The organism is Pallidibacillus thermolactis, assembly GCF_025660415.1.
Classification (GTDB): domain Bacteria; phylum Bacillota; class Bacilli; order Bacillales; family Caldibacillaceae; genus Pallidibacillus; species Pallidibacillus thermolactis.
Genome location: NZ_JAOUSE010000034.1, coordinates 24,574 through 35,342, shown reverse-complemented (window position 1 = coordinate 35,342; position 10,769 = coordinate 24,574). Strand labels below are relative to the sequence as shown.

The 10,769-nt window shown below is 33.7% G+C and carries 17 protein-coding genes; 12 read left to right on the top strand and 5 right to left on the bottom strand.

Going from position 1 to position 10,769, the window contains the following annotated elements:
* The first annotated feature begins 269 nt into the window (after nt 1-269).
* The gene (locus OEV82_RS11035; RefSeq protein ID WP_173661707.1) at nt 270-422 is read left to right on the top strand and encodes a hypothetical protein; all 153 of its coding nucleotides are present in this window, start codon (nt 270-272) and stop codon (nt 420-422) included.
* A gap of 12 nt (nt 423-434) precedes the next feature.
* Nucleotides 435-623, top strand: a complete 189-nt coding sequence (locus tag OEV82_RS11030; RefSeq protein WP_173661705.1) for a hypothetical protein — start codon at nt 435-437, stop codon at nt 621-623.
* A gap of 34 nt (nt 624-657) precedes the next feature.
* Here OEV82_RS11030 and OEV82_RS11025 read toward each other — a convergent pair whose 3' ends face one another.
* Nucleotides 658-1,512 carry a YitT family protein gene (locus OEV82_RS11025; protein WP_173661703.1) on the bottom strand — a complete coding sequence of 285 codons (855 nt, stop codon included), beginning with the start codon at nt 1,510-1,512 and terminating at the stop codon, nt 658-660.
* A 225-nt stretch (nt 1,513-1,737) separates the two neighbouring features.
* Here OEV82_RS11025 and OEV82_RS11020 point away from each other — a divergent pair, with 225 nt between their 5' ends.
* The 3 genes from OEV82_RS11020 to OEV82_RS11010 all read left to right on the top strand — a co-directional run bounded on the left by OEV82_RS11020 (nt 1,738) and on the right by OEV82_RS11010 (nt 3,469).
* Nucleotides 1,738-2,622, top strand: coding sequence for a DegV family protein (locus OEV82_RS11020; RefSeq protein ID WP_263061908.1), 885 nt, complete (start codon nt 1,738-1,740; stop codon nt 2,620-2,622).
* Nucleotides 2,623-2,668: 46 nt separating this feature from the next.
* Nucleotides 2,669-2,800 (top strand): DUF3941 domain-containing protein, encoded by a 132-nt coding sequence (locus OEV82_RS11015; RefSeq protein ID WP_173657917.1) that lies wholly within the window; start codon nt 2,669-2,671, stop codon nt 2,798-2,800.
* 177 nt (nt 2,801-2,977) lie between these two features.
* Nucleotides 2,978-3,469 (top strand): YajQ family cyclic di-GMP-binding protein, encoded by a 492-nt coding sequence (locus OEV82_RS11010; RefSeq protein WP_173657916.1) that lies wholly within the window; start codon nt 2,978-2,980, stop codon nt 3,467-3,469.
* A 64-nt stretch (nt 3,470-3,533) separates the two neighbouring features.
* Here OEV82_RS11010 and OEV82_RS11005 read toward each other — a convergent pair whose 3' ends face one another.
* The gene (locus OEV82_RS11005) at nt 3,534-4,892 is read right to left on the bottom strand and encodes an alpha-amylase family glycosyl hydrolase (RefSeq protein ID WP_263061907.1); all 1,359 of its coding nucleotides are present in this window, start codon (nt 4,890-4,892) and stop codon (nt 3,534-3,536) included.
* A gap of 178 nt (nt 4,893-5,070) precedes the next feature.
* On the opposite strand from OEV82_RS11005, the gene OEV82_RS11000 reads away from it, so the two are divergent.
* Nucleotides 5,071-5,643, top strand: coding sequence for a DUF2777 domain-containing protein (locus OEV82_RS11000; RefSeq protein ID WP_263061906.1), 573 nt, complete (start codon nt 5,071-5,073; stop codon nt 5,641-5,643).
* A gap of 343 nt (nt 5,644-5,986) precedes the next feature.
* Here the strand turns inward: OEV82_RS11000 and OEV82_RS10995 are convergent, their stop codons facing one another.
* From OEV82_RS10995 to OEV82_RS10985, 3 genes are all read right to left on the bottom strand, one after another.
* Complete coding sequence (locus OEV82_RS10995; protein WP_173657913.1) at nt 5,987-6,343, bottom strand: YisL family protein; 357 nt, start codon at nt 6,341-6,343, stop codon at nt 5,987-5,989.
* A 79-nt stretch (nt 6,344-6,422) separates the two neighbouring features.
* Nucleotides 6,423-7,328 (bottom strand): fumarylacetoacetate hydrolase family protein, encoded by a 906-nt coding sequence (locus tag OEV82_RS10990; protein WP_263061905.1) that lies wholly within the window; start codon nt 7,326-7,328, stop codon nt 6,423-6,425.
* A gap of 4 nt (nt 7,329-7,332) precedes the next feature.
* Nucleotides 7,333-8,511, bottom strand: coding sequence for a DUF418 domain-containing protein (locus OEV82_RS10985; RefSeq protein ID WP_263061904.1), 1,179 nt, complete (start codon nt 8,509-8,511; stop codon nt 7,333-7,335).
* 212 nt (nt 8,512-8,723) lie between these two features.
* Here OEV82_RS10985 and OEV82_RS10980 point away from each other — a divergent pair, with 212 nt between their 5' ends.
* The 6 genes from OEV82_RS10980 to OEV82_RS10955 all read left to right on the top strand — a co-directional run bounded on the left by OEV82_RS10980 (nt 8,724) and on the right by OEV82_RS10955 (nt 10,761).
* Entirely contained in the window at nt 8,724-8,945 is a 222-nt protein-coding gene (locus OEV82_RS10980; protein WP_173657910.1) for a spore germination protein, read from the top strand.
* Between the two features lie 45 nt (nt 8,946-8,990).
* Nucleotides 8,991-9,224: a spore germination protein GerPB gene (locus OEV82_RS10975; RefSeq protein ID WP_173657909.1), complete on the top strand. Its 234-nt coding sequence runs from the start codon at nt 8,991-8,993 to the stop codon at nt 9,222-9,224.
* Between the two features lie 28 nt (nt 9,225-9,252).
* The gene (gene gerPC / locus OEV82_RS10970; RefSeq protein WP_263061903.1) at nt 9,253-9,876 is read left to right on the top strand and encodes a spore germination protein GerPC; all 624 of its coding nucleotides are present in this window, start codon (nt 9,253-9,255) and stop codon (nt 9,874-9,876) included.
* The gene (locus tag OEV82_RS10965; protein ID WP_173657907.1) at nt 9,851-10,030 is read left to right on the top strand and encodes a spore gernimation protein GerPD; all 180 of its coding nucleotides are present in this window, start codon (nt 9,851-9,853) and stop codon (nt 10,028-10,030) included. The genes gerPC and OEV82_RS10965 overlap by 26 nt, the downstream gene beginning before the upstream one ends.
* Before the next feature lie 23 nt (nt 10,031-10,053).
* On the top strand, nt 10,054-10,443 hold the full coding sequence (locus tag OEV82_RS10960; RefSeq protein ID WP_263061902.1) for a spore germination protein GerPE: 390 nt from the start codon (nt 10,054-10,056) through the stop codon (nt 10,441-10,443).
* Nucleotides 10,444-10,542: 99 nt separating this feature from the next.
* The gene (locus OEV82_RS10955; protein WP_173658175.1) at nt 10,543-10,761 is read left to right on the top strand and encodes a spore germination protein; all 219 of its coding nucleotides are present in this window, start codon (nt 10,543-10,545) and stop codon (nt 10,759-10,761) included.
* Nucleotides 10,762-10,769 lie beyond the last annotated feature (8 nt).

Below are 10,769 nucleotides of genomic sequence, written 5' to 3'. Positions count from 1 at the left end.
ATTATTGTCTGTACGCTTCGATAACATCCTAAATTTCCCCCGTTAACCAAGAATTCTATCCCTATTATACAAAAAAAACCTGTAGATTTGGCCACTAGTTAGGGACTTTGTCTACAAGCTGAAGCTGTCCTATAGGACAGCTTTTCGTATTGGAAATCTTATTTGCGACATTTCCTATTTCTTCAACGATTGAAACAACATATTTCGGATAAGTTATTAGTGAACGATTTTTTAAAATCGTTCTTGATCAAGAATGGAGGGATCATCTTATGGCGAAAAGTGGAAAATCTCGACGCTTTGTAAGTCAAGGTTCCAACGCAGTTTATCAACATTCAAAGAGAATCCCTTACCATTTAACATATGCCGAAGCCGAAGCCCGAAAAATGAGAGAAGGACAAGATTCTTCTATCGTCCATTATTAGGTGGTGGCAAGCTTGGCCATTTCTTATTTCCAACAAATTAAAGAGCGACTTAAAAACATGTTATCGGCTGAAAATGTTTCAATGGATGAAATCAAACAAGTTCAACAAGCCATCGAACAATCTTTTCCAGATGCTGAATTGGCTGAACAAGAAATTGAGCAACAATATAAAAGTGAACTTCAATCACTAAATATTGATTAAAAGAATTGGGGCTAAGTTTCAACGCCCCAATTTTTCACGAATCAATTTTTCGAAATTGCCCAATCACCGTTTCTGTTTTTACGATATTCGTAAAGGCTTTTGGATCAATCTCCGATATAATTTTCCTTAGTTCAAATAATTCATAACGGCTAATGACCGTAAGTAACATCTCCTTCCCTTCATCAGAAAACGCCCCGTGGGCTTGAATTACTGTTGCTCCTCTTTTCAATCGGTTAATAATCGCCTTCCTTACTTCTTTGGAATTTTTGGTCACAATCATTGCGGTTAACTTTTGTGATTGGGTATGAATAATATCAATCACTTTAGAAACGGTAAATAATACCACTAACGTATATAATGATTTTTCCCATCCATAGAGAAAACCAGCAGCGATAATAATAAAACTATTTAATATAAAATTATACTTACCAAGCGATTCTTCAACTAAGTAAGATAAATAAACAACAATAATATCCATCCCGCCTGTGGAAGCGCCAAACCGTAAAGTGATCCCGACCCCTATTCCACTTAGAACGCCACCAAAGACAGCGTTTAAAAGAATATCTTCAGATAATGTTACAATCGGTAAAAGATTTAAAAATAGGGATGAAAAAATGACACTTACAAAACTATATAAAGTAAAAGACTTACTTACTTTTGTCCAACCTAACAATGCAACAGGTATATTTAATAACAATAACCAAATACCAACTGAAATATGTATATTGAAAAAATCCCCAAATATTCGGGCAAGTAGTTGGCTTAATCCTGCAAACCCGCTGGAATAAACACCGGCAGGAATAATAAAGAAATTCATCGATATCGCAAAAATAAAAGCCCCTATAATGACTGCAAGAAGTTTTTTTACATTCGTTAAAACTAAAACCATATGTTCCACCACTTTATCATAGATGTGAATAACTGCTGCTTTACCATTAAAAACAAGAAAGAGAATCTTTGTCTTATTATGGATATATTTCCCAAAAACCAAAAATTCTATAATGGAAAAGTCAATAATTGTGGAAAACAAGGTGAAGACCATCGGAATAGCTCTTTTCTTATTTTTACCAAGGTGTTAAACTGTTTTATAGTAAAAATAGAAAGCGGTGGTATGATGACAGTTTTAAAAATCATTGTAGATAGCGGGTGTGACTTGCCATATAACTACATAACAGAACACAATCTTGAACTTATTTCGTTGACTGTTCATCTTAAGGGGGAGGAATATAAAGATATAACAGAAATTCAACCCAAAACAGTTTATGATGAAATGCGAAACGGAAGTGTTCCAAAAACTTCACAAGCCTCAATCAATCAGTTTACCGAAATTTTCACTAAATACGCCAAAGAAGGGCAATCTTGCCTTTATTTAGCATTTTCATCCCAATTATCTGGTACATATCAAACAGCTTGTATGGTTCGGGAACAAATTTTAGAAAAATATCCTGAATTTGATTTAACCATTATTGATACAAAGGCAGCATCCCTTGGGCTAGGACTCATTGTTCATCATGCAGTAAAACTTTTGGAAAGTGGTGCTACTAAGGAAACAATCATTAAAGAAGCTGAATTTTATTGCGAACATATGCAACATTTATTTACAGTAGATAATTTAGAATATTTACGGCGCGGTGGACGTGTATCTAATGTAAGTGCCTTTGTAGGTGGTTTGCTTAACATTAAACCTTTGCTACATGTAGAAGATGGAAAATTAATTCCATTAGAAAAAATCCGTGGTCGCAAAAAAGTCCTTAAACGAATGGTCGATTTAATGGACGAACGTGGTGCCGATTTATCCAATCAATTGATTGGCATTAGTCACGCAGATGATGAAGAAACAGCAATACTAGTAAAAAAAATGATGGAAGAAAAATTTGGTTGCAAACATTTCTTTATTAACATGATTGGCTCAGTTATTGGTGCCCACACTGGTCCAGGTGCAATTGCGGTCTTCTTTTTAGATAAAAAAACGAATAGTGACATCGATATAACCCAATAATAAAGCCGAAGCGATGATGCTGAATTTTGTTAAAGGGGTGTAAAAAATGTCACACACGACCGATGACGATAAAAAGCCTGTTGATCATCAAGCAAAAAGAGAAAAAGCGAATGAACTGAAAGAACGGAATCGTAAAGCTGGTAAACGGCAATATTCAAAGAAAACAGATCATTTATAATTATCGGGCTGTCTTTCGAGACGCCCGATATTGATTTTTCCTAAAAAGCTTATCTCCCATCTCCACTGATCGACTATAACTTATACTTTCGTATAAAAGTCCTTTCCTTAGTTTGAACTTGCCCAAGGGTTCGTTTTTCCATATAATAGACGGAAATAGTAGGAACGGAGGAGTTAAATGGCAAAGGAAAGTTCATTCGATATCGTTTCCAAGGTTGATTTTTCAGAAGTGGCGAATGCCATTAACATGGCGATGAAAGAAATTCAAAATCGGTACGATTTTAAAGGAAGTTCCAGTGATATAAAACTTGAAGGTGAAGAACTCGTTCTTATTTCCGATGATGAATTTAAAATGAATCAATTAAAAGATGTTCTCATCAGTAAGTTAATTAGACGCAATGTGCCCTTAAAAAACTTACACTATGAAAAATTAGAAAACGCCTTTGGCGGAAATGTACGTCAACGAGCAAAACTCGTAAGTGGTATTGATAAAGAAAACGCGAAAAAGATTAATTCATTAATTAAAAACTCAAAACTCAAAGTAAAAAGTCAAATTCAAGATGACCAAATTCGAGTTTCAGGTAAAAGTAAGGATGATTTGCAAAAAGTTATTGCTATCATAAGAGAAGCAGATTTACCTATCGATGTACAATTTGTTAATTTCCGCTAAATGATAAGAAGGTTACCAAATATCCTTAAGGACAAATATTTGGTAACCTTTTTTTATGACTTATTTAATACGAACTTTTCTTTCCCCTTTTCCAAAGAAAATAGTAAAAGAACATAAATACAATAGGGATCATTGTCATGACGGTTACATTCATCATATTTATTCCAGTATGATTTTGCACAACAAAAATTTCTGCTTGTTCCTGATTTATTTGGATTACATATGTTCCATTCTTCTCCTTTATCAGTTCACCTTCAAACAAACCAAAAAGCTGTTTATTAGGAGCAATTAGATCGCTAGAAATTTCAACGGTTTGATTTTGAGAAGAATTATTCAATGCCACAATGGTTGTTTCATCCTTATATGTGTTAGCGTAAACGGCCATCCCACCCTCTTCATAAAGTAGGTTTAAATCGCCATCCGTTAAAGATGGATAATGATTTCGAATGTTTCCTAGTTTTTCCATAAACTCAATTAATTCGTCATCTGCACGAAAATCCATTAAACGATGATTCTCTGCACCTTCTCCCCCATTTAAAGCAATTTCTGTTCCATAGAAAATGGCGGGTACACCAGGGGTCGTATACAAAAATGTTAATATAAGCGGCCACCTTTCACCTGGAAATTGATTTTGTTGCACGATTTCATAAGTAAAACGACGAATATTTGGATCATCTATATATTTCCAAAAAGCTTTTCCTTCCATTGCATTCAACAGCGGTTTAATGGACTGATCGGGTTTGTTTAGTACTGCTCTCATATGTACAGTTAGATCACCGTTTACTACACGATCAATGGAGGAGTTTTCTAAATCAATTGTTCCATCGTCAATTTGTAAAATGATGTAAACATGTTCATTAACTGCCTTTACTTCATGAGCAAATTTATCATATTCCGCAATTGGTATTTCAAGATGTTTTTTTAAGAAGAAACCGTCCACACCAACTTCTTCAATCCACCAGTTTGCAGCCTTTGCTATCTCATCCATCGATACGTCTTGGCTAATAGGTAAATCAAGGATAATTTGAATGTGAATATCATGAGCAACCCGGACAAGTTCCTTAATATCATCTATATTGCCAAAATGTGGATTTATTTTATAGTAATCTTTTACATCCTCACTTAAATAGTCATCATCTCCACTTTCAAAAATAGAACTTAACAGGATCGTCGTAAACCCCATCTTTTTAATATGATTTATGCGTTTAATAATTCCTTTAATATCACCACCATGATAAGCCAAAGGATCTTGTGTGTTTACTTGAATGTCATTTGATCGATCACCATTATAAAATCGGTCAACGATGATATAATAAACGCTTTTATCTGTCATTACTTGTTTTGTATCATCTGCCTTTGATACAAGCTGAAAAGAAAATAAAAAAATGGGAATAAAAAGTAATACAGCAAGTACATGTTTCAACTACCATATCCTCCTCACCAAATCCAAAAAATCATCTGTATTATCTGAAACTTGTTACGATTATAGCTTACCTTTTTCCTGGACAAACCGTCAATCAGAAGCCTTTCCAAAAAGTATAAAAAAATCGTATTTTGTCAAAACAAGTATAAAACTACTATTTTTCTAATGGAGGACAACGATGAAACCTGAAAAATTACGGATCATTGATAATCAACAACGTTCCTATTGTGAAGGTATAATAGAAAAAATCAATGGGGATTGGGTCTTTTTTGATGAAGAGAACGACGATGCCTTTCCATTAGAAGATTTCTTTTTTCGTGAATTTCAATTTAAACATTTAAATCAGTGGCATACTGGAATTTTGACAGAAGAATTTAAAATTCAGAGCAAACATACACAATACGTTTTACAAGACTACATGCAAGTTCGTATCCGAAAAACTTTACCGTATAGCTGTATTTCTTGGCTTGAAGAATTACAGAACGATGTGTTTTACCAATTTATTTCCACATTAAATGAACTTGAATTTTCGATATTTGATTTACTGTATTGTCATAACATTTCCTCCTTTAAATTATCACCCAAAAAACAAGGTGTTAATTTCCTGACCTTTGATAATAGTACATGTATTTGTGTTGTTCATCATCATTTTGATTATGATGAGAAAAAACGAAAAGATCGATTGGAATTTACGCTAAATACAGGTAAGCGAATTGTTGTTCAAGACTTTTATTGGCCAAAAAAGGCCTAAATCAAAAATTGTTCATTTTATGAAACATTACGTAGTAAATGTAATATCCATTTGTAACACATTTTACTTTTTCAAACACAATAAATGTCATCTTCGTACTTCCTCGGGACTGCTAAGTGTTAGTAGCACAGACTTAGGCACAAAATATCGTGGTATTTAATGGATTATCTAATCTAAAGCGTATCTTTGTTTTTGGATCAGAATAAAATATTTACAAGTTTTGGTTATTGCCACAAAGTCCAACTACATGATGATGATAAAAATTAAATAAATAGGACAAATTGAAAACACAAAAAGGAGGAATCTGTCAAAATTTGACAGATTCCTCCTTTTTTATGAATTTTTAAAAAAACTTCATACCCATTGGTAATTTTAAACCTAGATATATTGTTGTTAAAAGTATAATGATAAATAAAATCCAATAAAGGACGGTTGATCGTTGTTTTTTTGTCGCCACTAATAGTAATTCCATCATCACAATAACAAGAACTCCTGCTAACATTTTAATATGATAATCACCGGTTGGCTCAGGCATTGACATAAATAACATGACGCCTGTGACTAAAACAAATATGTAAAATAAGCGGGTGATCATGGAAACAATTTTTGCACCTTTTTCATTATTCATTTTCATTAGAACAAGGGTCACAATAAATAAAATAATCGCCAAAACCCATGATGTGATATGCATATGTGTCATAATTTTATCCTCCTATTTTCAGTTTCATATCAACAAAATAGTAACATATTCCAAAATAAAATAATAATTTAAAGTCCGATTATTCAATACGATTGATTAAAGTGCCGATATGCTCAACTGTGATTTCAATTTCATCACCAGATTTTAAAAATCGTGGTGGTTTGAAACCTTTGCCAACTCCAGCCGGAGTACCTGTTGCAATAATATCGCCTGCTTCCAACGTCATTCCTCTTGAGAGGATAGATATAATCTTTTCTATTGGAAAGATTAAATGGTTCGTTGACGATTGCTGTCTTATTTCTCCATTTACTTTCGTTTCAATTTGTAACGCATTCGGATTCGCAATTACTGATTTATGAACAATCCATGGCCCTATCGGACATGTGCAATCTAAACTTTTCCCTAAAAAATATTGTTTATGACGACTTTGCATATCCCTTGCCGTAATATCGTTTATAATAGTATAGCCAAAAACATAATCAAGGGCTTCTTCCTCTTTAATTTCTTTACCCCTTTTTCCAATAACAACGGCCAATTCCCCTTCATAATCTAGCTGGTTTGTTAAATTTTTGTAATTGGGTATGGTAGCATTCGGTCCTGTTACTGTTGTAGGCGCCTTTGTAAAAATAATAATGTCTTCTGGAATATCTTGTTCACTCCCCATTTCAATAGCATGTTCACGATAATTTTTACCAACACAGAAAATATTTTTTCTAGGGACTGGGATTGGCGCATGCATAGTAACCTCATGAAACGAATAGAACGCTTCTGATGCCTCTTCTTTTAATGACAGAGAGTTCAATAACTCATTGACTTTTTTTAAGAAAGCATCTCCGTGTTCAATACATTCAATCAATGTATTAGGGATTTGTGATGGACCACCATTATACACTTCATCTAATTGCTGTAAATCAATAATGTTTTCTTTATAAACAAGGCCAACAAACGGATTGCCATTGTGATGAGTTGCTGTTACAAACTTCATTATTTCATACCCCTTTCTTTTTTATTTGTGAAAAATTCCCATATGTGAACCTCCGCCAAATCCATTCCATTGGTCCCATTTGATAATGGTTTAACCATTTCCGACTGATCACCATTTGTAATAAATAAATCGTACCCGCTAAAAGTGTACTTTCGGTATAAGAAATTTGTCCATAAAGACCGAGTCCATAACTATAGAAAATAAATGAACATAAAATGGATTGGAAGAGATAATTTGTCAAAGATATTTTCCCAACATCTCGAAACATTCCGAAAAAATCCGCCAATTTTCCTTTATAACATAGAAGATAAATTATGGAAATGTATGTAAGTGTAAGGATACTTCCACCAAAAACATTTTGAATATGTTCTGTCGCAATATTTTTCTCAAATATGTATGGAATTAATTTCAATAACAATCCAGTTGGCAAGGTTATAATAAGTACCCAGGACCAAAAACGATCATTCTTTTTATTTTGGACTAATCTTTTTGTTTTTGCTAAACTGACCCCAAATAAGAACAATGGAAAGACCATAAACATTAACATGATAAATGCGCTGCCAGTCTCAAGATACCAATCTTGTAATCTTTGAACTGTCACCTCCAAAAAGCTCCCATGTTGATAGACCGCTGTCACTTCTGCTGCTTTACTTTCATCATAAACCGAAATATGATTTTTTGAAATAAATGTCGCCAATGGTAACATTTGATAAAACAACCATAAATTTGGAATCGTATACAATAGGATCGATATTGTTGTCAAAACCTTTGCTGACAGATTGATAAACATGATCAGTAAAAATCCAAAAACGGCATAAGTGACAAGAATATCGCCTGCCCAAACAACTGTAGCATGAATAAGACCGATGATAAGTAGAATCAACATCCTTCTCACTGTAACGGTGTAAAAACGGCCACCTTTCTCATCAAGCTTTTGCTTCAGCAAAAGAAAACTATAACCAAAAAGCATGGCAAATAATGGGTAAAAGCTTGCTTGAACAAATAAATCTATCATGGTGAAAACCCAACGATCCAAAGGGGATTTGGCAAACGTTGATAAATCTCCATAAAGATACGGCGTATGAAAGGAAAATATGTTTACGAACAAGATGCCTAATAGGGCTATGCCTCTTAACACATCAATGGAAAAAATCCTGTCTTCCTGCAATGGGTTTTCCTTCAAACATTTTACTCCCTTTCCATATTATCACTATATTAAAAGTATAATGGATCGTACTTTAGCAATCTAGTAAAAGGGTTCCTTACTTAATAGGATTTGTATCACATTTTTCTATCCAATACATAAAATAACATAACGGTATGGGCTGTTACACGTATAAATTATAGCGAAATGAAGGATGAACTGAAAATATTTACCATTGAGGAAGTGAGAACGTGCCAGCAATTGTCGGCATTGTCAATGTGAATGCCATAAGCTCTAGTGCGGTTTTTAATATTGGAGATGTTTTTCGGATTGCACCAATCTCAACATCTAAAACATTCTCAGGTGCAGGATCATTTAATACCGGTGAAACGTTATATGTTTATAACCATAAAAGCAATACCAACACGTACGATAAGGATTTTATTGACCAACCAAATAGTTTTAATGTTTAACAATGCCTGATGCAATGAAATTTAAAATAACGTAGGTGAATATGCATGAATATTTATGTTCAACAGTCAATTCATATAAATATATTGCGGGTAGGCAGTTTAAGCAATTCCTCGATACTGCAGATTGGAACTTCTGGTATTATAAAATCTACAGCACATTTAGCAAACAGTGGCGGTTTTACAGAATTAGCACCAATGCCAACAACGCATCAAGGGTTTGTCATCTCTTCATTTAATACCATTCCTGACCTGTCAAATCAAAGAAAGAATAACAACTAAGTTGTTTAACTTCAAAGGAAGTGATATTTTGCAACAGGAGTTAATCTTTTATCTAAATCAATTAGCTGCAAAAATAAAAAAACAGGAAGAACAATTGGCAAAATTAGAAAAAAATCATGAAGAGCTTCGAAAAACGATTGATTCTTTAAAAAAACAACCACCAGTTAATGTAGAGCGGATTGAATATCATTTCGACCAATTAAAAATTGAAAAACTGGATGGAACGTTGAATATCGGCCTTAACCCAAACGACTTACAAGGGATGGATGAATTTTCCATTGCAACAAACAACCAAATACCACCTTTTTTCCAGAATCCAACATTCATAGAGCAAGTTCGCAATAAATTAAATGACTATATTGATCAGGAATTACCGAAAGTCATTGAAGACATGAAAAATAAGTTGAATTTACAATTGGATAATTCTTTTACTCAATTTATTCAAGAAGATATTCGGAAACAAATGCCAGATCGGATTCAGTTTTATATTCAAAAATTAACACAAGAAAATAGTAATCGCTCACAAGAAGAACAAGAGCAGGAAATGATTCAACGTATTGTTCAAGATATTTCACAAGCCGTCAACGCCTTTTTGAAACAATTCCAGACGAAAGGAGATGGGGGCAATGATAATGGAAGTGACCAACCGTGAGCTTCTCGTTGGTGAAATACACATTGGTAGTGTATCAAGTTCTTCTGTTTTATTTATTGGAGATACGAACTCCATGCAAATGTATTCAGCGTTTGATACGCCAGCAGAATCATTAATTATTTCACCTCTTGTACCAATTGCCCCGGAACCGTAAATATGATAAAACGAGTATCAAAAGTGGATAACATTAAACTTAATACGTTAACAAGTGCATCACAATTACAGATCGGCGATGCAAAGGAAATTCATCTTACGTTAAATGCTTTAGCAATGCTCCGAGATACTGAAATATGGTTCGATCATGAAGGGGATCTTAAAAATTCCCCTATTTTTAACCGGCCAACCATATTCCCTGCATTATATGAACCGTTAATTGTCAAAACAAATAATGTGAAAGGGAAAATTGAAGTTGGGAAAGTGAATATTCTTGGTGTGGCAAGTTCATCGCTCATTCAAATTGGAAGCAATGAATGTATGAAACTTGAATCTCGGATAAAACATATTCGTCATTTGACGATCCCACCAAATGAAAATTCAAATGAACTAAAAAATGATGATGAACGCTGATAGGACATATGCATATTTTATTATTAGAATGAAAATTAAATTTCTTCTCAGTATGTTCATCTATTTTAGTACTTCACTAACTTTAAAGGACTGTTTTATATGCCTAGTATTATTGGTTCAGTGAAAATTGCAAATGTTACTGATGGGGCCGTCAACTTTGGCGATACATTAAATATTGCTCCAAAATCTGTTGCAAAATCGAGTGGTGGTTCAGGATCCTTTATTACTGGTATATTTAATGTTGCCAATAATGGCTTCAATGCCACAAATACAATTGATCCTGATGTCGTTGATCAGCCTACAAATCAAACAAATTAAGAAAAAAA